The organism is Butyrivibrio sp. VCD2006 (assembly GCF_000423925.1).
In the GTDB taxonomy this organism is placed as follows: domain Bacteria; phylum Bacillota; class Clostridia; order Lachnospirales; family Lachnospiraceae; genus Butyrivibrio.
The window spans coordinates 71471-97042 of sequence record NZ_AUIX01000022.1 but is presented as its reverse complement, the minus strand read 5'-3'; the positions used below and the strand labels follow the sequence as shown (position 1 = coordinate 97042).

At 36.2% G+C, this 25572-nt stretch carries 23 protein-coding genes; 1 reads left to right on the top strand and 22 read right to left on the bottom strand.

Translation table 11 applies throughout. The annotated features are described in order from the left end of the window. Positions 1–69: 69 nt before the first annotated feature. From glmS to G586_RS0109755, 7 genes are all read right to left on the bottom strand, one after another. Entirely contained in the window at positions 70–1938 is a 1869-nt protein-coding gene (gene glmS, locus G586_RS0109785) for a glutamine--fructose-6-phosphate transaminase (isomerizing) (RefSeq protein ID WP_026527631.1), read from the bottom strand. Positions 1939–2018: 80 nt separating this feature from the next. Beyond that, positions 2019–2630, bottom strand: a complete 612-nt coding sequence (locus G586_RS0109780; RefSeq protein ID WP_026527630.1) for a hypothetical protein — start codon at positions 2628–2630, stop codon at positions 2019–2021. Between the two features lie 84 nt (positions 2631–2714). Then, entirely contained in the window at positions 2715–3938 is a 1224-nt protein-coding gene (locus tag G586_RS22410) for a glycosyltransferase family 4 protein (RefSeq protein WP_155834085.1), read from the bottom strand. Positions 3939–4102: 164 nt separating this feature from the next. After that, the gene (rd, locus tag G586_RS0109770) at positions 4103–4258 is read right to left on the bottom strand and encodes a rubredoxin (RefSeq protein ID WP_026527629.1); all 156 of its coding nucleotides are present in this window, start codon (positions 4256–4258) and stop codon (positions 4103–4105) included. A 125-nt stretch (positions 4259–4383) separates the two neighbouring features. Beyond that, the gene (locus G586_RS0109765; RefSeq protein ID WP_026527628.1) at positions 4384–5046 is read right to left on the bottom strand and encodes a flavin reductase; all 663 of its coding nucleotides are present in this window, start codon (positions 5044–5046) and stop codon (positions 4384–4386) included. Between the two features lie 120 nt (positions 5047–5166). Beyond that, entirely contained in the window at positions 5167–6348 is a 1182-nt protein-coding gene (locus G586_RS0109760; protein ID WP_035772932.1) for a glycosyltransferase family 4 protein, read from the bottom strand. Continuing rightward, positions 6335–8320, bottom strand: a complete 1986-nt coding sequence (locus G586_RS0109755) for a DUF2142 domain-containing protein (RefSeq protein ID WP_026527626.1) — start codon at positions 8318–8320, stop codon at positions 6335–6337. The genes G586_RS0109760 and G586_RS0109755 overlap by 14 nt, the downstream gene beginning before the upstream one ends. 72 nt (positions 8321–8392) lie before the next feature. Here G586_RS0109755 and G586_RS0109750 point away from each other — a divergent pair, with 72 nt between their 5' ends. After that, positions 8393–9217, top strand: coding sequence for a glycosyltransferase (locus G586_RS0109750; protein ID WP_026527625.1), 825 nt, complete (start codon positions 8393–8395; stop codon positions 9215–9217). 10 nt (positions 9218–9227) lie between these two features. Here G586_RS0109750 and gmd read toward each other — a convergent pair whose 3' ends face one another. The 15 genes from gmd to G586_RS0109670 form a co-directional block, all read right to left on the bottom strand. Beyond that, positions 9228–10319: a GDP-mannose 4,6-dehydratase gene (gene gmd / locus G586_RS22405; protein WP_051204687.1), complete on the bottom strand. Its 1092-nt coding sequence runs from the start codon at positions 10317–10319 to the stop codon at positions 9228–9230. A 126-nt stretch (positions 10320–10445) separates the two neighbouring features. Then, positions 10446–11261, bottom strand: a complete 816-nt coding sequence (locus tag G586_RS0109740; RefSeq protein WP_035772930.1) for a glycosyltransferase family A protein — start codon at positions 11259–11261, stop codon at positions 10446–10448. Positions 11262–11301: 40 nt separating this feature from the next. Next, on the bottom strand, positions 11302–12894 hold the full coding sequence (locus G586_RS0109735) for an AAA family ATPase (protein WP_026527623.1): 1593 nt from the start codon (positions 12892–12894) through the stop codon (positions 11302–11304). Between the two features lie 153 nt (positions 12895–13047). Continuing rightward, complete coding sequence (locus tag G586_RS0109730; RefSeq protein ID WP_026527622.1) at positions 13048–14151, bottom strand: DegT/DnrJ/EryC1/StrS family aminotransferase; 1104 nt, start codon at positions 14149–14151, stop codon at positions 13048–13050. After that, the gene (locus G586_RS0109725; RefSeq protein WP_026527621.1) at positions 14148–14573 is read right to left on the bottom strand and encodes a sugar 3,4-ketoisomerase; all 426 of its coding nucleotides are present in this window, start codon (positions 14571–14573) and stop codon (positions 14148–14150) included. The genes G586_RS0109730 and G586_RS0109725 overlap by 4 nt, the downstream gene beginning before the upstream one ends. Positions 14574–14706: 133 nt before the next feature. After that, positions 14707–16302 (bottom strand): AAA family ATPase, encoded by a 1596-nt coding sequence (locus G586_RS0109720; RefSeq protein WP_026527620.1) that lies wholly within the window; start codon positions 16300–16302, stop codon positions 14707–14709. 81 nt (positions 16303–16383) lie between these two features. Beyond that, positions 16384–17385, bottom strand: coding sequence for a glycosyltransferase (locus G586_RS0109715; RefSeq protein WP_026527619.1), 1002 nt, complete (start codon positions 17383–17385; stop codon positions 16384–16386). Positions 17386–17612: 227 nt separating this feature from the next. Continuing rightward, positions 17613–18158 carry a GNAT family N-acetyltransferase gene (locus G586_RS0109705; RefSeq protein WP_026527618.1) on the bottom strand — a complete coding sequence of 182 codons (546 nt, stop codon included), beginning with the start codon at positions 18156–18158 and terminating at the stop codon, positions 17613–17615. Between the two features lie 14 nt (positions 18159–18172). Further along, on the bottom strand, positions 18173–18751 hold the full coding sequence (gene rfbC / locus G586_RS0109700; protein ID WP_026527617.1) for a dTDP-4-dehydrorhamnose 3,5-epimerase: 579 nt from the start codon (positions 18749–18751) through the stop codon (positions 18173–18175). Between the two features lie 26 nt (positions 18752–18777). After that, on the bottom strand, positions 18778–19893 hold the full coding sequence (locus G586_RS0109695; protein ID WP_196811573.1) for an acyltransferase: 1116 nt from the start codon (positions 19891–19893) through the stop codon (positions 18778–18780). A gap of 117 nt (positions 19894–20010) precedes the next feature. Then, the gene (locus tag G586_RS0109690) at positions 20011–21666 is read right to left on the bottom strand and encodes a glycosyltransferase family 4 protein (protein WP_026527615.1); all 1656 of its coding nucleotides are present in this window, start codon (positions 21664–21666) and stop codon (positions 20011–20013) included. After that, entirely contained in the window at positions 21653–23458 is a 1806-nt protein-coding gene (locus G586_RS0109685; RefSeq protein ID WP_026527614.1) for a glycosyltransferase, read from the bottom strand. The genes G586_RS0109690 and G586_RS0109685 overlap by 14 nt, the downstream gene beginning before the upstream one ends. A 60-nt stretch (positions 23459–23518) precedes the next feature. Further along, complete coding sequence (locus G586_RS0109680) at positions 23519–24253, bottom strand: ABC transporter ATP-binding protein (RefSeq protein WP_026527613.1); 735 nt, start codon at positions 24251–24253, stop codon at positions 23519–23521. 12 nt (positions 24254–24265) lie between these two features. Next, positions 24266–25063, bottom strand: coding sequence for an ABC transporter permease (locus G586_RS0109675; RefSeq protein WP_026527612.1), 798 nt, complete (start codon positions 25061–25063; stop codon positions 24266–24268). After that, positions 25060–25566 carry a GNAT family N-acetyltransferase gene (locus tag G586_RS0109670; RefSeq protein ID WP_026527611.1) on the bottom strand — a complete coding sequence of 169 codons (507 nt, stop codon included), beginning with the start codon at positions 25564–25566 and terminating at the stop codon, positions 25060–25062. The genes G586_RS0109675 and G586_RS0109670 overlap by 4 nt, the downstream gene beginning before the upstream one ends. Between the last annotated feature and the right edge of the window lie 6 nt (positions 25567–25572).

The window sequence follows — 25572 nt, the reverse complement described above, 5'->3', positions numbered from 1 at the left end:
CCAAAGGAGAAGGCTTTGGTATTTATTTGTGCCTCTTTTCTCCGTAGGAGAAGGCTCTATAAACGCTTATTATTCTACAGTTACGCTCTTTGCAAGGTTTCTCGGTTTATCAACATCAAGGCCCTTGGCAACACTAATATAGTAACCAAGAAGCTGAAGCGGGATAACTGCAAGCGATGCCGCAAAGTGCTCCTCAATTTTAGGAACATACGCTGCAAAATTAACTGTATCCTCAATCTCATAATGACCATAGGTTGTGAGTCCCATGAGATAAGCTCCTCTTGCCTTACATTCAACCATATTACTGATTGTCTTCTCATAAAGGTCGTTCTGCGTGAGCACACCGATTACAAGGATTCCATCCTCGATAAGGCTGATAGTACCATGCTTAAGTTCTCCTGCAGCATATGCCTCTGAGTGAATGTAAGAAATTTCCTTCATCTTGAGGCTTCCCTCAAGCGAAACGGCATAGTCTATTCCTCTTCCAACAAAGAAGACATCCTTAGCGTTTGAATACTTAGCAGCAAACCACTGAAGTCTCTCCTTATCCTCAAGAACCTTCTGTATCTTCTCAGGGATAGTTTTCATTTCAGAAATATAACTAGCGTATCTCTTATTATCAATTAGTTCTCTTACAAATCCAAAGTGGACAGCAAGGGCATAAACTGCAACAAGCTGCGCACTATATGCCTTTGTTGTAGCAACAGAAATCTCGGGACCTGCAAGGGTATAAAGGACATGGTCTGCCTCTCTGGCAATTGAAGATCCAACAACATTAACGATACCCAAAGTAGCAACGCCCTGATTTTTTGCCTCACGAAGAGCGGCAAGCGTATCTGCAGTCTCGCCGGACTGTGAAATAACGATTACCAGATCATTTTTATCAAGAAGCGGCTTTCTATATCTGAACTCAGATGCAAGCTCAACGCGAACAGGGATACGTGTAAGATCCTCAAACACATACTGAGCTGCCATGCCTACATGCCATGCACTTCCACAGGCAACAATAAAAATCTGTCTAAGGGACTTGATCTTCTCATCACTTATACCGCATTCTGAAAGATCGATCTTTTTGCCTTTTATAACAGAATTAAGTGTATCCTCAACTGCCTTAGGCTGTTCATGGATTTCCTTCATCATGAAGTGCTCGAAGCCACCCTTCTCAGCAGCTTCAGCATCCCATTTAATCTCAACCTTTTCCTTCTGAATCTCATCTCCATCGAGATTATAGAAGTGAGCTTCGCCTTTTCCAAGGCATGCCATTTCCTGATTACCAATATAGTAAACATTCCTTGTATATTTCAAAATTGCAGGAACGTCAGATGCAACATAAGTAGCACCGTTCTCGACACCAATTACCATCGGAGAATCCTTGCGGGCAACCCAGACCTGATCCGGATAATCCTTGAACATAAGTGCAAGTGCATATGAACCACGCACACGCACCATAGTCTTAGCAATAGCATCGATGGGTCCGATTTTATACTTATTGTAATAGTAATCCACAAGCTTAACTGCGACTTCAGTATCAGTCTGTGAATAGAACTCATAGCCATGATGCAAGAGCTTTTCCCTAAGCTCCTGGTAGTTCTCAATTATACCATTATGAACACCAACGACATTTGCTTCCTCAATGGTTTCACCATGTTCAAAATGATTTGATGAAACATGTGGGTGTGCATTAGTCTCTGAAGGCTCACCATGTGTTGCCCATCTTGTATGCCCGATACCTATACATCCAGTGAGTGAAGCTCCGTCATTGGTTTTCTCTGACAGAACTTTAAGACGGCCCTTGGCCTTTACTACCTTTACCTTGCCATCATCGCCTCTTACTGCGAGACCTGCTGAATCATATCCACGATATTCAAGCTTTGAAAGGCCATCCAACAAAATGGGAGCTGCTTGCTTTTTACCAACATATCCAACTATTCCACACATATATTTTATCCTCTTAAAATAATTTGCTTAGCTTTAATCATTATATACATTTTTGTTAAAAGCACAAGTTTCTTATATTTTCATGATTTAATTTTTGCCCATCTAATATCAATTATCAAAGTTATTATTCCCATAAATAAAAATACTACGGTCAACCCTAATGCCGTATATGCAAGATATCCAATGCGCTTATCTTCTACCCTTCTAAAATCCGGTTTGGTGATTGCGATCTCAATACCGGGATCTACCGAGTAGATATATATCTCTCCTGTCTGTGGGTGATTGATTCCATCAAAATACAGATCACCTTCGATCAAATTCTCGCCCTCATCCAAAACTGTTGTAAAAGAACAAGACGACATATCATATTCACCTGCTGCAAGACTTGTGATAATTTCTGCTTTAGAAGCATTTAAAAGCGTCGCTTTATATTTTACATGAAAGCTTTCACCTGACATAAACGAAACAGGGACATGCAGCACATAGTTTTCTTTAAGTACGGATCTGAAACTGTGATTTCCATATGGAACATTCTCTATTTCGTCGCCATTTGAAAAATCAGTTAATATCAAACTCTCGTTATTTCTTACAGGTGCTCTGTTTGTAGCTGCAAGACTAAAAGCAATAAGACTGATATAAGCAACAAAGAAACATAACACCATCCTGAATTTTCTTTTTTTGATAATCTTCATATTATGTATTCTTTTACCGACACCCCCTTCATGAAGTCAAAAATCAAACCAACGCTACCATTATAAACATCTGTGCTTATCTCATTATACCTTTTTTGTCAACTCAGCAAACCTCTCCCTAAAAATATCTGCTGCACGTTCAGGCTTCATCATCTCTCTTATATGAAAAAAAGCTGATTCTTTCTTATAATCATAAAACGCTTTATCATCATACAATCTTCGAATATATCCTGCTGCCACATGAATATCCGGATCGGCCCAGTGATTGCCCTTATGATAAGGAGGCATATCTGTTTCAATTTCAACTATCCTTGCGGGAACCATACAGCATGATTCCTCAGACATGAACTCAGAATTCGCTGACCAGTTTGTTGCAACAACCGGGGTTCCGAGAAACATTGCCTCTGCCATTACAAGTCCAAAGCCTTCCGAGCGATGCAATGAAACATACACATCTGCATCTTTAATCAAACTATTGAACTCTTCCTTACTGAAGCTTTCAGTTAAAATGTATACGTTTCTATAACCCTCCAACATATTACGCAGACGCTTTATTTCTTTTTCATTTGCATGTGTCGCCTTAATTATCAGTCCAACTCCAGATTGCTCTTCCGGATAGGCTTCTTTATATGCAGCTATAACAGCCTCGGGATTTTTACGTTCGGAATTACTTAGCCCATCATAAGACATAAGAAATAAAAACTTATCTCTCGGCAAGCCAAAATAATTCCTGTCACATTCAAGTGAGACTTTCGGCTCTCTCATAGCATACGGCACCGTAAACACAGGCTTATCTGTCACCCTTCTTATTGACTCAGAAACAAACTCTGAAGGTGTCCATATTTCATCAAACATTTTAATCTGACAAACCCAATGCATAGGAAATTCCGGCACTTCCCAAAGCCAAAATGCAACCTGATATCTGTTATCAAACATATTTCTAGTTGATCTTAATGAAAAACTAACCATTTCATTTGGATTGATATGAATAAGGTTAACGTTATACCTTGGCTCATCCTCTTCATATTTAACAAAAGACAAGTTTGTTTCTTTTGCTTTTTTGTTTTGAAAACAGTTGTTTATTACAAATGGAATTCCGGAAGTCTTAATTGTTTGCGCAACCAGTCTGCAACTTTCACCGAGCCCAAAGTCACCTCTTGAATGGCCTATAAGATTAATGCCATCAGGATATTCTCCGAAATCAGTTTTTATTCTCTTAATCCTGAGATAATTAGCATTGAAAATCACACTGCGAATCTGTTCGCGAAGAGTATAAGGCAAAATCTGTTTTAATACTTCCCGTACCACTTCAGTTCCCCTTAAAACAAATGATTGATCACATCCATATAAACAAGATACACCCTAACGAACATAAAACCAATCAAATCGATCAATTTATCTCCGATAGGGTGTATTTTTATTCTTTGTCACATATTCGTACCCAACTAGGTACATTTCGAGTTCCAGCCTCCTTATTCAGCTTTGAACTCTTCCTTACCAACTCCGCAAAGCGGGCAAACCCAATCAGCCGGAAGATCATCCCATTTGGTTCCGGGAGCTATTCCGTTATCCGGATCGCCTGCTGCCTCATCATAAATATATCCACATGTGCCACATACATACTTCATAGAAAAGCTCCTTTCCTGCGAAAAAGTGCAATATCAACTAACAGAGTAATTATATCATGTATGAACCTGGATAATCATTATCATTTCATTAAATATCGATAATAACTTTTCGCGCATATGTTTACTTATCTAACTATTTTCTCAAAATCTGCCTTCGGATGCTTGCAGATAGGGCAAATGAAATCATCCGGCAGTTCTTCTCCAACCCACTCATAACCACAGATTCTGCAACGCCATACAGTTTCACCTTTAGGAGTAGTTCCAACTGCTTCCGGCTTCGGCTTAATATTGCTTTGGTAATATTCATAAGTACAGGAACCGGTATCAGCTAGAACTGTCATGAATTTAGGATCACAAATAAAGAGTGTATGGGATCCAAGATCAACTTCCTTCTCAACTCTTAATGAAAAATACGCATTAGTTCCACTGATTATGTAAGGCACTCCATTCTCAGCCAAAGCGCATGATATATCAGTACCTTCAATTTTCTGTTCACCTGCCCCTTCACTAATTCCGGCAAACTTATTCACATCCCTTCCGGACTGGAATCCAAAATGTTTAAACAAATCAAAGCTTGCTTCCTTGCTGATTACAGATACATTACATACGCCCGTATCCTTGATCATGTCATGGGTGAAATTAGCCTTGTTCACAGCAACTGAAATACGGTTTGGTTCTGACGCGATCTGCATGGCGGTGTTTATTATACAGCCATTAATTTTCTCGTCTCTTACAGCGGTGCATACAAACAATCCATACGATAACTTGTACATTGCTTTTGTATCCATTTCTGACATTTTGATTCCTCCTTTAGGATATTTTATTTAATTGTAACTCATTTAATTTTATACACAAATAAAATGTTTCTAAAGAAAATTCTCCATGCTTTTAACACTACGAGCTCTAATTTATCTTTCTCCGGCAAGCTCTATCATCTCGGAGAGATTGTCGCAAATTCTATTCCAGTTAAATCTCTCATGTACATATTCTCTCCCCTTCTCCCCCATTTCATCTCTAAGCGATTTACTTCCAAGTAGCTTAGTAAGTCCTCTTTCAAATTCCTCGTAATCGGTATAATAAAGTCCTCCACCGCTCTTTACGCAATGTCCCTTTAAAACCTCGCATTCACCGTTAACCAGCACAGGTTTTCCAAGTCCAAATGCCTCCAGAACAACTATCGAAAGACTTTCAAATTTTGATGGAAGCACCAGGAAATTGGCACCTGCAATTGCATCAAATTTGTCCTGATCACTCACAAAACCAAGCGACAAAATGTCAGGAGAATCAGGTATATCTATTACTGCTTTTCCTATAAGCACCAGCTTAAGGTCTTCATTATGAGCGCTTTTGTACTTTAAAAAATGATCAAATAATTCAGGACAGTTTTTACCATCATCTATTCTTCCGGCATATATGATGTAATTATCTATCTTATATTTTTTCTTGAAATCTTCCCCGCTTACAGTATCCGGAATCTCTACACCTGCGCCGCCAAATCTGTAGGGAACATGCCTGCTGTTAAACCGCTTCCATACCAAATCACGCTCCTCTTCTGTTTGAAAAAGAAATGCTTTTGGCAGCTTGAAAACAGGATCAAAAATCTTCATCTTAAGGAATGGCTCGTCATGCGCGAGTGGAAGAAAAACAGCATTGTCAGCTGCTACTTGAATTCCCTTTACTGTTGGATAATATAGGTATGTCATAAAAACAAAGGCATAATACTCATCCTTATGTGCCTTTATATATTCCACAAGCTTCGGTGCATGTGGTCCCTGAAGGGTAAGCCACAAATTCTCCATAAATCCCGGGAGAAATCCATCTTTAAACACTCGATTTATAATATTAAAGATCTTTCTATGCCTTGTTATATTTACAGAAAAACGGCGTACTACCACGCCGTTTATTTCTTCTTCATCCGCTTTATATTCATCTTTCCATGTCATGTAATCAACAGCTTTAGTTGTGATGACTTCAACATCATATTTTTCGGTAAGGCGCTCAGCCAACTCTCTGCACAAGGTCTCCGCTCCGCCATTTACATCTACGCCATATCGCTGAATTACAAAACAGACTCTCTTATTCCCACGCATAAACAATCACCTGCAGTACAGCAACAGCTTCAACAAATGCTCCGATTTTCCAGAGCTTCTTAACATCCTTATCCGAAACGCTCACCATGTGATTTCCTAAGTTCAAGAACAGGAAAGTTGCAAATGGAAGAAAATACCTTCCCTGAACACCTGAAACGGTATCAGATCCAAATGCAGTATCGGCAAGGAACATTCCTAGCAACACAAGAAATATTGAGCAGCACATTGTAATGATGAGAATCACCTTTTCACGCTTAAATCCCGTTAAAGAATCATCCTCAACATTAGCCATAAGCAGGGCTATCAAAAACATTGGAATTGCATACACCATACCAAGGTCAATTGAAAGCCATCCAAGATATCCTCCCATGAAACCAAGGAAATATTCATCAAACTTCTGCATGATAGTGTTTCCAATAACTTGAATAAACCAACCGGGGTTACTAATAATATATGGAACACTATAACTCTCCTCGCCATAGCCGGTCGCACTAGCTCCGGCATAGGAGAATATTGCATCCTTGTAAACAAGGAAAACTACCGAGCACAATACAATTAAAGCACCTACCAGTGAAAGCCAAAACCACACATTCCCTTTGAATCGCAATCCGGATAGCCTGCCTCTAAAAAAGAAGAAATATGTACCCGCCAAAATAACCGGCGTATACACTCCACCTTTACTGGTAACAATCAGTAAGCCTGTAAGAGCAAAAAGCGTAGTCTCCCACCATCCGGCTTTATGATCATCGCTCAAAGCTCTAAGAACCATAGCAGCAAAAACTGCTCCTGCCCCGATAAGCATAGAATCATACGATGCTGATCCACCCTGCTGCAAAGATATTGGCAGTATTGCTATAAGTGCAGTTATATTCTTACCAACCGGCATAAGTACTATCGCCAGATACATGAGTGCCGCACACGCGAAAAAAGCAAACAGTCTTCCAAGGACATACACCATTATTGCTGACAACCCAAATAGTCTTCCTATTGTCATCCCAAGTGCCATAGGAAAATACATAACCCCGAATACCTGATTTGAAGTATCTGTAAAACCAACCTCCATAAGTTCTGTATTATCAGCACGTTTAAAAGCACCTGTCATAAGCTGGTAATATGAATTAGTTTCCACATTATTACCCAGCATGTCAGATTGGATAACATCGCATTTTCTCTTCATGATAGTGCCGGGATTAGCAGAATCATCAATTCCCATCATCATGTTTGAATACTTATATGCCGTATCTATATGCCAGCTTTCATCCGGGACTCCGCCCACAGGAATGACAATTTGAAAAGTAATTCCCAATACGATCATAAGCAGTGGGAAAAGCGTTTTGATATCGCATAAATCAACCCATAAAAAAACGATACCGGCAAAAAACATCACCAGGATAGTAATGATGACAAATAGCCCTGATATCATCTGTACAGATCCATATCTGACTTTCGTTATAACATTCAGCTTATCCTCGGAATTATTAAATGATGTGACTATGCCGGGTTTGATATTAGAAAGAAGTGATACTTTGGTATCGCCCGGATTTTGCAGCATGATCCTTACAAGATAACTTCCACTTGTAAGTTCATTATCAGAAAACGAGATCTTAAGATTTTTCCCATCACCATCGAAAGCCTTAGAAACAAGTTTTGACACGTCAGCAACCACCGTTGCGGATTCTACATGTGTCACAATTACATTCACCATCGCATCCGATGCAACATCCTTCGACGTTCCATTAATGGTAATACTCTGAATATTGGGAAAATCCAAAACAATTTCTTCAGATACGGAATCATTTTCAGCAGATAGAATATATTCATAATTTGGCTTATGAGCCCACTTAAGCCCAGCCTCTATCGGCGCTTCATAAAAGCTGTTCATTCTATATCTGTATATAATTATTGAAATAAACAAAAGCAGAAGCTCCACAAGCAGAAAGCAGACTACTTTTCCCCACTTTTTAGTATTCATAAAGGATCAACCTTGCCTTGAGTAGTATACATATATTATATTTATAGCATCTTAGCCGTAAGGAGTCATCAAATGAATGATATAACCATCGTATGCTGTTACAACGATCCGAAGCAGTATAACGAATTAGTATCTCAGTTAAATGAACAATCTGTTATTCCGCAGATAATCGGAATTGATAACACTGATAACGCGTACTCTTCCTGTTCAAAAGCTTTTAACAGCGTACTTGATAACATAAAAACGCAGTATGTGGCCTTTTCTCACCAGGATATGATTTTCGAATCTCCTGATGTCATCAAAAACTTTGCAATTCATCTAAGTCGCATATCCGAATCAGATCTCCTTGGAGTTGCCGGAGTGAAGGCCAATGATAAAAGTACGTTTTCCAATATCTATGATGGACTTGAAAACAAGAAAATCGTCGGCAAAAGCAGAATCCAGGACATGGAAGAATGTGAAACATTTGATGAATGCTTCTTTGGCGGTTATTCATCATACTTTAAGAATAATCCGTTCTCAGAAGATATCTGTAACAATTGGCACCTTTATGCCGTCGAGCAATGTTTAAGAGCAAGAGTGCTTGGCGGTAAGGTCTATGTATGTGACACCGATATGTACCATCACTCTAACGGTGTTCACAATGAGAAGCTCCATGACAACTTTAGGGCATTATCCAAGGCATATCATAAAAAATATAACTATATCTGCACTACCTGCTGCCGTGGCTACACTGATTTCATTCGCAGGCATTGGGGGCATTATGCAAGAAATATGAAAATCGGAATAAAGCCCCAAAATGCCTTTATCAGAAAAGCTTTAAACTACTTACGTAAAAAATCAAAGAAGAATAAAACTCTTCATAACTTTCTATATGGAACCGGCTTTTTCAAATAAAGCCGGTTTATTATTTTACTACACCTTTTTCAAGATATTCTGCAAGGTTAGTTTTAATTCTCTCACTAGCACGTTCTACAGCAACCTTATCCATATCATGCTTTGTCATGATCTCTACAAGCTCCTCGAAGCTTGTTTTGGTAGGATTCCAGCCAAGTTCTCTCTTGGCCTTGGAAGGATCACCCCAAAGATTTACAACATCGGTAGGACGATAAAAATCAGGACTCACTTCTACTACAACCTTACCTGTAGCTTTATCGATGCCCTTCTCATCAATTTCCTTGCCCTGCCACTCAAGCTCAATTCCTGCATGATGGAAAGCAAGCGTCGCAAACTCTCGAACTGAATGCTGAACTCCGGTAGCAATAACAAAATCCTCAGGCTTATCATTCTGAAGAATCAACCACATACACTCAACATAATCTTTTGCATAACCCCAGTCGCGAAGTGAATCAAGGTTACCAAGGTAAAGCTTTTCCTGCTTTCCCTGTGCAATACGAGCAGCAGCAAGAGTTATTTTTCTTGTAACGAAAGTTTCTCCTCTACGCTCTGATTCATGGTTGAACAGAATACCTGAGCAGCAGAACATGTTATATGCCTCTCTGTATTCCTTCACAATCCAGAAGCCATACTGCTTGGCAACAGCATAAGGACTGTAAGGATGGAAGGGTGTGTTCTCATTCTGAGGAACCTCCTCAACCTTACCATAGAGCTCTGATGTAGACGCCTGATAAATACGGCATGTCTCAGTCAGTCCACAAAGGCGAACCGCCTCAAGTATCCTAAGAACACCAATGGCATCCACATCAGCCGTAAACTCAGGTGAATCAAAAGAAACCTGCACGTGACTCTGGGCAGCCAGATTGTAAATCTCATCCGGTTTTACCGTACTAACCACATCAAGGATACTCATAGAGTCACCAAGATCTCCAAAGTGAAGATGGAAATTCTCAGTTCCCTCGAGATGCGCTATTCTCTCTCTATAATCAACTGAAGAGCGACGGATCATTCCATGTACTTCATATCCCTTTTCAAGAAGAAACTCAGCAAGGTATGAACCATCCTGTCCTGTAATACCGGTAATAAGTGCTTTTTTTGACATAATAAATCCTTTCCAAAATCGCTTTGATTTAAGGGAACTTCCCCAAAGTCAAATGTGTGCCTCATAAGCATTCATGCTATTATAGCATAACATAATAATTAAACAAAAACGGCAATGCAAATCAGCCTAAAGATTATTAGAATTCTCGCTGTGTTTGTAAAAATGCTCTATTATCCGCGCTATCCACTTTGGCCAAAACTTGCAGAACATTTCGAAGTCTTCCTGTGTTCTGGTGTTACCGTTAATCAATGCTGTAGTCTCAGAATCGTCATGAATCCTATGAACCATCTGAATACTATTCACAAACACAAACTCTCCCTGAAGCCTTGAAAACCTCTCCCAAGCCTGCCAGTCAATTCCACCCTTGTAACCCGGAATGAACAACTGCTCCGTAAGATTCTCGGGCACATAAGTTACTGATGGGCAGCAGATTGCTGAGCCCAAAGATAACATTCTGCGTCTCATAAATTTGGAAGACCACATGAATCTGGGGCGAAGCGGAAACAGCATAATACGCTTGATGTTAAGATTTCTTATATTTGAAACTTCTACGCCATTCCTAAGCTCAGCATAATCTGTATAAGCAATAAGCGGCCTTCTTGTGCCATTAAAATGCTCTATGACTTCCTTGGCAAAATCCTTTTTATATAAGTCATCCTGATGTGCGATGGTAACAAGTCTGGTCTTTGCACAGCTTATTGCAAAGTTCCAGTCTGTAGCAATATCGCTATTAAACTTCTTTTCCTCATTTATAAAATACGGAATGTTATATTTCTTTGTGAGAAGTTCAAGATATTCCGAAGGAGTGGAGGTGCAAAGAATCACGTTTGTCTGTAGAGACTGCGACGTTACTGATCTGATACACTCTTCTATATATTCACTTTGTCCATAGGCACAGATCGTAAAGGTATGATCCTTTGCCTTAAAAAACTGTTTATTCATAATAATGTCTAATTCACAAGCTTATAAAAAGCGTCCCTTATTATTCATTTAGCGGAAAGATCATTTTCTCAATCTTACATTCATGCTTCTTTGTCTTGGCATCATAATTGATGCCGCACAAAATGACCTCTCCCTTAATGTTTTCAAAAACTTTAGGATAACTCCTTTCATGAATCTGATTAATAGCTCCATCGACGCTACCAGCCATTTTCAGTTCAATCAGAAGTACCGGTAACAGTTCGCCGGGATTAGGAATATACACCACATCAGCGTATCCACGTCCTGCAGGAAGCTCTTCAACTTTTATATAATTATTTGCACAACTAATATAAGCAAATTTTACAACAGAACGCAAAGCTTGCTCATCATTGTAGAACAACGGAGATATCCCAAATGTACCTGCCGTATGAACCTCTTCCACCGCCTTGGCCACAGCTTCTTCATTCCCATCTATAGTATCTGCTATAAGTTGATCAGAATTTCTGATAATTTTGGTCGTTGCTTCATGATTTCCGGTACGCACAGTACTTATGAACTCTCGCCTGATTTCCTCATTTGGGATCCGCGCCTTACCTGTTTTAGCATCATAAGCCAAATACCCCAAATGAATGAGCAATGACAATACATCATCACGGTTTTGAGCGGAAGTCATATCATTCTGAAACGTAGCTGTATCCACAGGCATCTCATTTCCACCAATCATCTGGATAATATCCGCCTGCAACCCGTATTTATCCAAGTTGATATATTCAAGTAATGCTTCATAGGTTTCTGTCTTAGACCAATAAGAATCATAAACTCCGGTTCTTACTGCCTGGCACACCGAATTAGGATTATAAACATCTCCAACCTTTGCAAATGAATAGCCATTATACCATTTCTTGAGCTTGGATTTATTGACAGTATAGTTGGAAGAGAGGTAATCAATGTCTTTTTTTGTGAAACCAACATATTCAGCAAATATCGAAGGCTGAATCATGGTATATTCTCTAAAATCAGAAATAGCTGATTGATGACCATATTTCTTGATTGGCAAAATCCCAGTCATAAAAGCGCCTGCAATAGCCCTATCAGTCACGTTTCCATTCTTAAATATCTCTCTGAGAAAATCTATGTATTCCTCCTGAAGCTCTGTCTTTTCCTTATATTCTCTAAATAGAGCATCCCATTCATCTATTACAAAAAAGAATTTATCCTTAGAAGCTTCAACCATATTTACTAACAATTCTCCAAGAGAATTGCCGGTAACTCCGGAATTAGCAGCACATATTTCGTCAATAATCGATGCCCTTATTTCCTTAACGATGTTATCTATATTTTTTGAACTTGAAATGAACCCGGTGATATCAAGATAAACCATATGATATTTATTTAAATGGACTTTATATGTGGGGGACTTCGAGATATCTTTGCCGTCAAACAAGCCGGATGAATCGCATGTTTTTCCATAATAAGCACATAGCATTTTAGCTGTGTATGACTTACCGAAACGACGAGGTCTGCTAATGCATGTGAGTTTATCCGAGGTATTTATTGTATTATTTATAGCCTCAATAATACCGGTTTTATCCACATAAATACCATTCAATATAGATTTGAAGTTCTCATTTCCCGGATTAAGAAAAAATCCCATATGGTTTTTTATCCTCCATAAATATTTCAAAATAAGGTACACAGCTAATGCCGCATACCTTAATGCGCAAAGAAAACATTGAGACAACATCGTCACTAATTACTCTAGACCTTTCAAGCCAGAATAGTGCCTCTTATGATCAATTAAAAACCCTTAATACGAATTAACTGCATTTATTACTGCCTCTACATCTTCTTCACTCATACCACTATACATTGGCAACGATACTTCGTGATTTGCTATATAATATGCATTCGGAAAGATCTCTGCCCCATTAAGTACACCCGCACAAGTATTCATATAGCATTCCGCTAAAAATGGAGGAATTGGATAGTGAACTTGAGTTTTTATTCCATTATTTAGTAGATGCTTTTGAAACGATTCCCTATCATCAACCAACACCGGAAACAAATGATAAACATGTTTGGCTTCATTTGCTGTTACCGGCAATTTTACCTTCGGATTATTTATTTCATTCATATATCTTTCAGAAAATCCTATCCGCATCTGATTGCTTTCATCCAAATGCTTCAGGCCAACAGAAAGAACAGCAGCCTGCACCTCATCCAACCTACTGTTAACGCCAATACTTTCGTTGTGATACTTCACCCTTGATCCATAATTTCGTAGCATACGGACTTTATCAGCCAACTCATCATCATTCGTACAAATGCATCCAGCATCTCCAAGCGCGCCCAAAGGTTTTGTGGGATAAAACGAGAAACAACTAATAGTACCTTCTGTGCCGGCATACTTTCCATTCCACATTGCACCATGACACTGAGCACAATCTTCAATAATGTAAAGGTCATATTTCTCAGCTATCTCTTTAATCGCAGACATATTACAAGCTTGGCCATAAAGATGCACCGGCAGTATCGCTTTTGTTCGATCTGTAATGGCCCTTTCTATAAGTGATGTATCCATGAGTAAAGTATCGCTTGTACTATCTATATATACAGGCTTAGCGCCATTTTCAGTTATTCCCAAGACAGATGCAATGTATGTTCCTGCCGGTACAATCACTTCATCCCCCGGTCCAATTCCTAAGGCTCGTATAGCAAGAATAAGAGCGTCAGTTCCTGAGTTTAACCCTACACAGTGTTTTATGCCTAAGTAATCAGCAAATGATTTCTCGAATTCATCAAGCTCCGGTCCAAGAATATACCACCCCGAGCGAAATGCTTTTAGTACAGCACTTTCATACTCTTCTTTATAGAGATTATAGTTTTGTAATAAACTTGTATATTCTATCATTGCTTATTTCCCTTTTCTGATATTAACTTTAAGTATTCGTCATAATTCCTAATATACTCGGATGAGTCATAATGAGTACTCGCCAGAACTAGAAGCACAGAATCTTTTGAAAAATCATACATATCTTTCCAAATCATTTTAGGAATATATACTCCCATCATTGGTTTATCTAAGTTAATAATTAGTTCTTCACTGCCATCTGTAATTCTTACTTTGCTTTTTCCGGCTACATTTATTAGAACAAATTCTGATTCTCGGTTAGCATGTTGTCCTCTGACTACCTCAGAATCTGAATCATATATATAAAAAACCCTCTCTATTTTGAATGGTATAGATTGATCACCTTCTACTACTACAAGTTTACCCCTTTCGTCACCAAAATCTTTGAAATTAATTACTTTGCATATATCTTTTAAACTCATATTTATAAACCCTTTTCATTCATTTTCACCGGAACACATTTAGCGCAGTAAACAAAGCAGTCTTCGTATAGTCTATTAAGAATTCCAATATCCAGTCCGGTGTTATTCGAAAATATATTAGCTAATTACACCCTCATATCACGGCTTCATATAACACCTTATCTTCATAGTTAATCTTCTTAACACCTTGTGTTTTCTTCTTGTTAAAGTTGAAGCTTAACATATATCCTGTTTTCTCGCCAAAATAATCTAAATACCCTGTTAATTGCTTCTCTCCGGCAGCATTATGACTATCGCCACGCCATATTTTTAACTCAATAATATAGCGTTTACCTAAATAGTCCACGATAATATCAGTTCTTGTCTGATCTCTTGTCTGTGCCTCTATGTAATAATTACCAGTCCCATTGATGATTGGTTTCAAATAAAGAAGGAAAAACTCTCTACCATCTTTTTCTTTGAATCTCTCTTGTAATGGACCATATACTTCAGTATAAGTTGCAATAAACCTTTCCAAAATTAAAGGCATGTCTAATCTACCATTCTTAATAAACAGGCTCTTAGCAATCCCTCCCTCTCTAACAAACACATTATTTTTCATTATCTCGTCTGAAAGAAAGAGGTTATATAAAAATGTTTCAAAAATCCTATTAGAAATAACAACGGAACCATTTTGATTATTAATGAATCCATACATTTTCATCTGTGCCAGTTCTTCCTGATAGTTATTAAAAGGTATGCTGGCACCTTCCATCAGAATACTCTTTAATACAGTCTTTAAATCGTGATAATTCTGCAATTTACCAGAAAGAGACTCAAAAAGTGTATTGCTATCATAGAGAATAGCCTTAACTGCTTCATCAATACCATCTCTGGTCCATGCTTTGGCCAGACTCTCGATTTTTTCAGGAACAAGTCTTTCATCAATTATCTGACATATTCTACTTACAAGATATGGGTAACCATTAGTATATTCATATATTTCCTTAGCTATAAGAGCCGTGTCAAAATCGATTTTATGATCAGTCTTATACTCCTCAAGCATCAGAGCTATGCCTTTTTCCTTAAGACTCATATCTACGTTAAAATCAGTCGCAATATTCCATGGACTATTCACTTTGTGTTGATCTTCAGTACGAAGTTTACTTTTTAGATGCTTGACATCTGTAACACCGGCAAGGATCACTGCTTTAAAGGTTTCTACTCCCTCTGCGTCTCTCCTGATATATCCCTCTCTCAGTAGCCCAAGAAAATCAAGGAACACCTGATTATTGGTAGCGCTATCCACCTCGTCAATAATCATAACTATTTCCTTTTCAGAAATAGAACACCACTCAGTAAAAGTATCAAAAAGCTCTCCCAGCTTAGCTTTATTCTCTTTTTTGGATATATAATCTGATAATTCATTCTCTATTACTTCAGGTATTATCAAACCACTTCTCTTCTTACCCAAAATCAGTCTTGAAAGCTCTTGCGTAAACGTCTGCTCTGTCTTAAATCCAGCATTACCTATCCCCTGAAAATCCAAGCTTATAACTACATAATCCGGCTCCAAGACTTTTCTTAAAGCAGTAAGCGTTGTGGTTTTACCGTATTGTCTGGCTCTATTGATTGTAAAATACTTCCCGGAATCAACCAGCGCCTTAATCTTCTCTATAGTATCTGAAACATCTACCATATAATGTTTTTCCGGTATACAGACCGCGGTAGTATTAAATGTTTTTGTCATATTGAAAAACCTCTCGTCTGCTTAACATTAATCGCAGCCACAATTCTTACAAGCTTATCCTTATGCCATACATCATGATTGCTAAGGGCATCTATGAAAAATCCTAAGAAACAAGCCATCCAGCTTTAATCTTTTAAGCATCATATAAATAAATATAGGTCTTGCTACAGATCTTCTCTCTCCTTCAGGTCCACTAAAAGAAATGTACTTATTTCTCTCAATATCCGGCATTTTCTTATTAAGCCAATCAAAAATGTCATTACGATATTTTATAAGGGCATCCACATCTGTACCACTAGCTGCATAAAGGATATGAAAGATACCTGTTTTCAACATAAAAAATCTAAACTGATCATCTTTCATCCATATATCAGCTGTGTCCATGTTGCCAAGAGCATCAAAAAGCCTTAAAATATGCGTTTCATCGCTCACTTCACGGTGAACTGTATTAGAAACGGAATTCTCATTTATTACCCATTGATATCCAACGTACTTTGTAAATTCCACCTTATCAGTATGCGAATAACACAATACATTAAAAAAAATATCTTCACCGAGTGGCACAGGTAAAAACCTAATCTTTTCATGTTCAACAAAATCTCTTCGGTATATTTTTCCCCAGGGCGTAATGTTCATAAAGCGGCACCACTCGCTGTTAATCAGTTCCACATGCTCCTTCACCTCTCCGGCAACAGTTATATGCTCATAACCAGAAATGACAATGTCTGAGTTATTCTCCTCCGCCACATTAAGAAGTCTCTCAATATAATCAGATTTAATCCTATCATCCTGATCCACAAAAAGAATATAATCACCGGTAGCCTCATCTATACCGCGATTTCTGGCTCCCCCCTGTCCTGTGTTAGATTGGGTGATTAATTTAAAAGAGATACTATTTTCCGAATTCTCACCATCATATTGATGAATTTTTCCTGCAACAATCTCTGCTGAATCATCAGTCGAGCCATCATCAATAAGGAGAACTTCCAAATTTTTATAAGACTGTGTTCCTATCTGATAAAAGATATTCTCTATGTAGTTTTGCCCATTATAAATAGGAATAATAACCGAAACTTTCTTCACGCATCAGCCTCTTAAACATCACATAGTCTGCAAAGAACCTTATTTATTATCTATTTTCCATTTGCAAGATCTTTTTGAATCAAATTCCAATCTCAGCCACTTTTACTTGTCTTCAATCAGCATACCATATTTTTTTAGTTTCATCTGAAAAAACGCCGCAAAAAGCGGCGTTGATAATTTCATTTTTTGAATATCTCATTTTACTCAGTACTAGCTCAAATATATTTTTAAATATCCATATCTACTTGTTTGTAGTCACTATCAAATATGACCATCCTATATGCATCATCATATTTGCCATTCATTCCAACAGCTTCATTTTCAAGCACATTCTCAACTTTGAAATTAGCACTCTCAAGAAGTTGTTTCTCGTCATCATATCTCGTAAATACATAAGAATAAACTTTATGCATTCCAAGTTCCTCAAAGGCAATAAATAACAATTTCTTAATTGCCATTGCCTGACTTTCAGTATTCCACTCCTCGTCATCACTTGTAAAAATGCACAACTCACAACGTTTATTAATTCTATCAATATCCTTCAAATAAACAGTAGCAATAGGATAAACTACGACACCAGTAAATTCTTCTATCCTTTCAACTATATATTGCTTATAGCGTCCAGTCTCAACCTGTTCATGAAAGAATTTCTTATTTGATTCAAGAGTTACCGGAGTTCTATTGAAGCAATGCATTGAAACATTAGGATTATTTCGCCATTTAACAATAAGTGCACCATCATCCTCTGTTATTGGTCTTAAATAAATTTTCATATCCAGCCCTCCAATCAAATGCCATGTTCTTCACAATACTGTTTGAAACTTGAATTCACCTTGTCTTTATCAGATAAAATTAAATCACTCTCAGTCATTCCATCAGGAATAGGCCACTCAACCCCTATATCAGGATCATTATACATTAGTCCACCTTCATCATTTGGATGATAGAAGTCAGTAACCTTGTAGCAAAACTCAGCATAATCACTCACTACCAAAAATCCATGTGCAAATCCCTTAGGAACAAGAAACTGCTTCTTATTCTCAGCTGATAACAAAATACCATAATGTTTGCCAAATGTTGGAGACCCTTTTCTCAAATCAACAGCTACATCAAATACTTCGCCTACAATGACTCTTACAAGTTTATCCTGCGGATGATTCTTCTGAAAATGAAGGCCTCTAAGGACACCCTTCTTGCTTGCTGATTGATTATCCTGGACAAAGTTATAGTTTAAGCCCTCAGCCGCCATATCATTTTCGTTATAAGTTTCCATAAAGTAGCCTCTGTCATCACCGTAAACTGTTGGAGAAATAACACAAAGTCCCTCTATGCCATTAATATCTTTATCAATTGTAATTTTTCCCATTTCTATACTCCTATCAATTTCCTGAATTATGGTTTAAATAAATTTTTAATACTGATAAATAGTCTTGCATAATAACTATATAACAATTCCATTAAATATGACAGTATCAGTGAACATACAAACACAATTGGAACAAATATGAAAAATGTCAATAATCTACTTTTAAAATCCAGTGTGTAATCTTGCATAATTGGATAAAACATATTCTGGAAAAATTCATTAGAAAGAAATCCCCCCCATATAAGTGAAGATATTCCTCTTATTATTTTTCTAGAATGATTTCCCAAGAATGAAATATCCAAATTTAAAACAAAACTGAATACTAATACTGATAACACCACAATAAATATGGATGGATAATTACACCAATTTTCTAATATAAAAACAGTTCCAAGGTTTCTCCAATATGTATAAACACATATTAAAAATGTCATTACCAAAATTAGCAATACATGAACCATTTTGTTAATTTTTAGATATCTTTCTCTAAGATAAGCACCTAGAAAATAATACAAAAAGGGATATAGTGACGTCCAATAATCTGTAATAATTTTGTTATACTCTGCATTTTTAGATGGCATTGACCACCAATCTAAATCTTTAAGATTATAAACATTAAGTACCGGACCTAATGATGATATAAACGCAAGCGAAAGAATAAGAACTCTTTTTTCATTTAAAGTACAGTTTGCCCATATCTTATTTATAAACGGCACCAAAAGAACAAATCCAAAATAGAACTCTATATACCAGGCATGTCCAAAAGAGAGTGTATCAAGAACAATATCAAAAAATGTTTTCCCTGTAAAAAAAATCTGAAATCTGTATACTCCCACAACACCTCTAAGTATTGAAAACATAACATAAATAATAAATGGTTTCAATCTACTAGGAATATAACCTCGAGTGAATTCCGTCTTTTTTAATAATAAATAACCAGACAGCATCATAAACAGCGGAACGCATGTTGTATTAAAAATCCTAATATAAGTCATTACAAACAGGCTTTTGTCCACTCCCTCAAATATCTGCTGATAATAGCCATTTACGAGAAAATAATGAACAGCAACAATAAAATATCCAGCCAAAATCCTTATAACGTCAATATTGACTGTTTTATCCGCCCTTTCTTTTTCAATCATGCAATCAATCATTACGTCACCATAAATATATTGTTTTTCTTTTATAACAAATTCCCAATGAATAATTCACAAAACTATTCATTAGGAACTTCAGAATTTATTATATCTGTTATCACTTTACTCAGCTTGATATAGTAGAGAATATTTTCTACCCCAAATCTTTCTCCAAGCAGATGCTGTCATTTTAAGCATATTATTCTTAGGATATTTCTCATACACTACATAATCAGATGCATAATCAGATTCGCACATCACTGATAAACGATACTTTTTCCCCTTTTTCACTGCAATAGAATCAAAATCAAACTCAGTCCATAAATTATTTACTATCTTTTTAATTTCAACCTTACTTTCAGCCAACTTTCTTTTACCATCAAATAATGACACCGTTACACTTCCTTTAGCATTACTAGTGGCGTAAGAAGTAAGAATAATATATATCCTTGATATTTTATCTATTGAAAACCGAACATCATACATCAAGGGTTTTGTAAGCCTTTCAGATACACCTATGCGATGAGTATCTATTGCCTGAAGACTCGACCCTCCTACCGTTTTAACATGTCCTTTCAATAAATATAACTTAATAAGATCATATACAAACTCTTTTTGATATGTATCTTTACTTGGAGTCTTTAATGTCTTATGCAATAAACTAACAATCTGCTCTTTAGCTGTATCTTCAGAATATTTCAATTCAAAAGAAGATTTAGCATTACTGGACATTTCTTCGATCTTACTTGGATTCTCCAATGCAAAGATCATTTTATCTGCTAAGCCAGAGTAATCACCCCGATCTATAAGGAATCCATCAAATCCATCATCAATAATACTATCAGGGCCTCCGCTTCTATATGATATAGGCACAACTCCATAAGACATAGCTTCAATAATAGTCAATCCAAAGGATTCCAAAAATGATGGTTGTATTAAGCAACATGCTGATGCATATGCTTTTTGAATATTCTTAGTTTTTTTGTTCAAAACAATATTTTCATGTAAGTCATTTTTATCAATATAATGTTCTATTTCTTTTTCATAATCTGACTCATTTTTACCGTATAAGTGAACCTCAAATTTATATCCTTTTTCCTTAACAATTTTTGCTGCATGTAATAAATCTATAATTCCCTTATTTTTTTCAAATGAGTTAAGACAAATGAAAGTAGTAGTATTATTTCTTACTAATTCATTCGACATTTTTTGCGACCAGTTATTTATTACAACGCCTCTGTTATCATCTAGGAAATTAGCATAATAATCTTTTGTCCAACTTGAACAAAAAATTACATTGTCACATAATTCGTAAACAATCCTATCAAAAAGAAGCCTCATTTTTGAGTCATATTTATTTCCAAGCAAAAATGGATCAAAAATACCGTGAGTCCATACTATAACAGGAATCCCTGCTTCATAAGCGGCCATCACTCCACACAAGCTGACTTGCGTATTACTAATCAACAAGTCTATATCGTAGTCTTCAATTATCTGATAAATATCCTGCTTAATTCTTAAGGTAAGTGATGAGAATAAGCTCTCCTCATCTTCATTTAAACAAATGTATACAGGCAAAGCCTCTATTTTCTTATACTCAATTGTTTCTCCGCACAATTGTGCTAATGGGCTTTCATCTAAAGCCGGAATAATCATTATTGGTTCAAATTTATCTGTTTTCCTTAGGAGTTGAGCCATATTATATAGCATTCTTTCAGCTCCACCCAAGGAACCCGTATGTGATAGTAAACCTATTTTATAAATTCTATTTCCACTCATTGATTACAACCTCTATATTGTGAAGTACAATAGGAAGAACTGCATCAACTGTATGGTTCTTCATTACGTCCTCATAAGCATTATTCTTAACTCTATCCAATAAATCGGAATCAGCTATTATTTCATTTATCTTATTAAACCATGCTTCCTCAGTATTTTGATCAAGCAAGAATCCATTATAATTATCTTTCACAACATCCGTATATGGTTTAACATTTGAAAAAATACAAGCAGCACCAATCACTCCACTTTCAACATACTTGTTATAACATTTCGATTGTGACGTTCTTGAAGAGTCAAGTGGAGCAACCAACAAGTCTGGCTTAATCTCCGATATTCTTTTGGCATATATTGAATATGACGAAAATGGTACTGTTATAATTTCAACGCCTTTGAAATACTCCAATTGCTTTTCACTCATATTTCCAACTAAAGCAACAATGACATTATCATTTTCCTTGGCCACTTTTGCTAATGCTTTAAATGCAGTATCATCATATCTCAATGATCCACTATATCCAATAATATATTTACCTTTTTTATCAATCTGTTTTCTTTCCGAAACAAATAAACTATTGTCCACGCTAATTCTTGATTGAATAAATCTAGAAGCGTATTTTTCTAAATCTTGCTTTATAAAATCATTGAAGTACCAGACGCCATCACATTTTTTCACAATTTCTATAAAATTATCATATTCCGGCTTACCCTCGGTAAAAATGTCCCCATACTCAGGAAAATCATTTGCTATAGAAAACCAGTTGTCATCTAACATGTATAAAGAAGTAATTTCATGCTTGTTGCAATATTCAACTAATTTTATAGCATTTTCACTTCTGGTCCTTGTGAATATCACTAAGTCATAACCTATTAAATCTGTTGGCAGGCACTCACTATCCAACTTAACATTGAAAGTTGCAAATCTTTTCCCTGCAACTCTTTCAAAATAATTCATAAAAACAATTTGATTATGATGATATTCCCAATACCCCCCTAATATCATAATTTTATACTTTGTTCCAGGTTTATTCTGATTTTTACAATCTAAATACTTAGCTACCTCTTCTGCTTCATAATCTTTCAAATCATTTACAAAGTTTTCATTAATTTGTTCAATATTACCATTATTAGCCCCACACCTTATAATGTAACGTTCAATTAAATCTTTTGAAGCAATTTTCGCAGTCTTTTTATTATATTTCTTTCTTGGTGCACCTAGATGACCAATACACGAAAAATTTTCTATTCTAGAATTCCGTAAAACCCATTCTCTAAAAAAGTCATTACGTAAAAGTTTCGTTTCATTAAACGAATTTTTTAGCAAATATGATCTACGTATTATGAAATCATCAACAGAATAATAGATTCCTGTTTGGAGCAAACCGTATCTATTCATATCACTAGGGATAACAGTCTTATTTATTTCTCTCTGAATAAAATTAATATTTTCTAACTCGTCTGTTTTAGAATAATCACAATATATTTTTATTCTATCAGAAATATTATCCGTATCTATTTGCCAAAAAGAAACAAATTCAGCCTCTATTTCTTTTAAAACATTATTATATAAGCCCGCTAATGTTTCATGTTTTGATGTAATTATCTTTTTAGCATCATCAACCTTCATTTCCAGTAATTGCATAATAGGAATAGATTCCCATTTTTTATCATCATAAGCAAACACCAATTGAATTCCATCAACATCTGAAAATGATTCAATTACTGTCCCTATTTCATTTATACTGTCTTCTATTCTTCCTGTAAGTGCTATTATAATTGCTAAATCATTCATAATTATTTGATAATATTCCTGTTAATTCATTTATAATACTTCGTTATCAATTAGTTTAACTTATTTCATAGAATCTTCTATATATCTTTTAGTTATCTCTTCAGGCGAACCGCTATCTATAATCTTACCAGCTTCCATCCAAATACACTTGTTGCACATATCCACTGCTGATTGCATACTATGAGTTACCAAGATCATTATCTTGGAAGTATTTACCATATTGTGCAATCTTGCATTAGCTTTTTCTAGGAACGCTGCATCTCCAGCTGCAATAATTTCATCAAGCAGCAATATATCTGGCTCTATAGAAGTAGATATTGAAAATGCTAACCTTACAAACATACCAGAAGAATAATACTTAACAGGCATATTTAAATAATTCCCTAACTCTGAGAATTCAGCAATCTCGTCCATTTTACTTTCTATTTCAGAAGGTTTTAATCCCAGCATGAGTCCTCTAAGTCGAATATTATTCCACCCCGATTGTTCCATCTCAAAACCGGTAGCTAACTCAAACATACTAGAAATATTTCCTTCTACTATAAGATTGCCACTTGTAGGCGGATATATGCCGGAAATCAATTTAAGAAGGGTACTCTTACCTGCACCATTGTGACCAATAATAGCAAGCCTATCACCATCTTCCAACGAAAATGACACATTATTAAGGGCATGAACTTTGCCATCATTAAAGGAACTAAATTTGTTGCTACCTGGAACTAAAATATCTTTAATTCTCTTCTCATGCCAAACATTAAAAACTAAATTTATATCTTCTAATCTTATCTGACTCATAAATTTTCCTAGTTATAATTTCATTGCAATTCCATGATTGTTTTTAACAGTAATAACCGCACTGATCAAAAAGGCCACAAAAGTAACCGCTAAAACAATCAGATATTCTTCTAATACTGCAAAATTAAAATCGTTTCCCAATGCCGGTGATCTTACAGCGTTAATCAAATAATAAAATGGATTTGCACGATAAATGATTGAAAATCCTTTATCGTCCATCATTGATGTCGTGTATATTATCGGCGTCACATAAAAAAGACCTTGCAGTACCAAACTCTGAAGTGGCTGAAAATCCCTTAGATGGATAGTTATAGCACTTGACATATTAGCAAGAGTTAATCCTCCTAAATATATCACCAACAATCCCGGGATAATCATTAGCATACTAAGTCCAAAACTAGATGGACTTAAAATCAAAAAGACCACAAAGTATGCTACCATACTATATACCAGATTAACAAAATTAACTGAAACAACTCTGATTGGAAATATCTGCGGACTAACCTGTGTTTGCTTTAAATAACCTTCGGCACTTATATAAGCAAACGTGCCACCATCAGCGCTACCACTTAAAAACACCCATGGATTTAATCCTGAAAAAAGTATAGGAATAAATCCTTTTGGATCAACTCCATAAATAATTGAATATATAAGTCCTATAATAATAGATAACCCTAATGGTGTTATAATTTGCCAAGCAACGCCTAATACTGATCTGTTATACTTCATTTGCAGATCCTGTTTGACTAAGCTTCTCAATACATATCTATCCTTATAGATACCACTAAAATATTTCTTTAAATATTTCATTTTTCACCTATATCATATATCACTTTTGTTATGCCTTCTTTTTCACAATCCTTGACGAACCCCGCGCCATAAAAAGATTTGAGACTCGGGACATTAGTAGAATAGATATTGGCATAAAGAAGTTTTAATCCCAATTCTTCTTTTGCTAATACCTCCAACAATCTAATTGCCTCTGCACCATAATGCTTGCCTGCAGCAAGCTCTCTATCAACGATTATCCTGCCAACTTCAGCACAGCCATTTGAATTATCCACATCATAAATTCCGATTCCGCCAATATACATGGCGGAATCGGTCTCATAAATACTAAACATATACTGTGTTTCATCAGCAAGATATTCATTATACCAATTAGCTTGCTGATCTTTTGTTATTTCTGTTCCTGAAAAGAAAAAGCTAATATTATCTTTTCTATTTCTAAGAACTCGATAATTCTCACTGTCTGTAGAAGACATCGGCTTTAAGATAATCTTGTTTGATTCTAATTCAAAACTATGATTCATAAGCCC

Bases quoted from the DNA above. Each gene is read 5' to 3' on its own strand.
- G586_RS0109675 (WP_026527612.1), bottom strand. From the start codon at position 25,063: ATGAAATATTTAAAGAAATATTTTAGTGGTATCTATAAGGATAGATAT.
- G586_RS0109765 (WP_026527628.1), bottom strand. From the start codon at position 5,046: ATGGATACAAAAGCAATGTACAAGTTATCGTATGGATTGTTTGTATGC.
- G586_RS0109705 (WP_026527618.1), bottom strand. From the start codon at position 18,158: ATGAAAATTTATTTAAGACCAATAACAGAGGATGATGGTGCACTTATT.
- gmd (WP_051204687.1), bottom strand. From the start codon at position 10,319: ATGTCAAAAAAAGCACTTATTACCGGTATTACAGGACAGGATGGTTCA.
- G586_RS0109685 (WP_026527614.1), bottom strand. From the start codon at position 23,458: ATGAATGATTTAGCAATTATAATAGCACTTACAGGAAGAATAGAAGAC.
- G586_RS0109760 (WP_035772932.1), bottom strand. From the start codon at position 6,348: ATGCGTGGGAATAAGAGAGTCTGTTTTGTAATTCAGCGATATGGCGTA.
- G586_RS0109735 (WP_026527623.1), bottom strand. From the start codon at position 12,894: ATGGGATTTTTTCTTAATCCGGGAAATGAGAACTTCAAATCTATATTG.
- G586_RS0109670 (WP_026527611.1), bottom strand. From the start codon at position 25,566: ATGAATCATAGTTTTGAATTAGAATCAAACAAGATTATCTTAAAGCCG.
- G586_RS0109755 (WP_026527626.1), bottom strand. From the start codon at position 8,320: ATGAATACTAAAAAGTGGGGAAAAGTAGTCTGCTTTCTGCTTGTGGAG.
- G586_RS0109720 (WP_026527620.1), bottom strand. From the start codon at position 16,302: ATGACAAAAACATTTAATACTACCGCGGTCTGTATACCGGAAAAACAT.
- rfbC (WP_026527617.1), bottom strand. From the start codon at position 18,751: ATGGGAAAAATTACAATTGATAAAGATATTAATGGCATAGAGGGACTT.
- G586_RS0109730 (WP_026527622.1), bottom strand. From the start codon at position 14,151: ATGATAGAATATACAAGTTTATTACAAAACTATAATCTCTATAAAGAA.
- G586_RS0109725 (WP_026527621.1), bottom strand. From the start codon at position 14,573: ATGAGTTTAAAAGATATATGCAAAGTAATTAATTTCAAAGATTTTGGT.
- G586_RS0109690 (WP_026527615.1), bottom strand. From the start codon at position 21,666: ATGAGTGGAAATAGAATTTATAAAATAGGTTTACTATCACATACGGGT.
- G586_RS0109780 (WP_026527630.1), bottom strand. From the start codon at position 2,630: ATGAAGATTATCAAAAAAAGAAAATTCAGGATGGTGTTATGTTTCTTT.
- rd (WP_026527629.1), bottom strand. From the start codon at position 4,258: ATGAAGTATGTATGTGGCACATGTGGATATATTTATGATGAGGCAGCA.
- G586_RS0109750 (WP_026527625.1), top strand. From the start codon at position 8,393: ATGAATGATATAACCATCGTATGCTGTTACAACGATCCGAAGCAGTAT.
- G586_RS0109740 (WP_035772930.1), bottom strand. From the start codon at position 11,261: ATGAATAAACAGTTTTTTAAGGCAAAGGATCATACCTTTACGATCTGT.
- glmS (WP_026527631.1), bottom strand. From the start codon at position 1,938: ATGTGTGGAATAGTTGGATATGTTGGTAAAAAGCAAGCAGCTCCCATT.
- G586_RS0109695 (WP_196811573.1), bottom strand. From the start codon at position 19,893: ATGATTGAAAAAGAAAGGGCGGATAAAACAGTCAATATTGACGTTATA.
- G586_RS0109680 (WP_026527613.1), bottom strand. From the start codon at position 24,253: ATGAGTCAGATAAGATTAGAAGATATAAATTTAGTTTTTAATGTTTGG.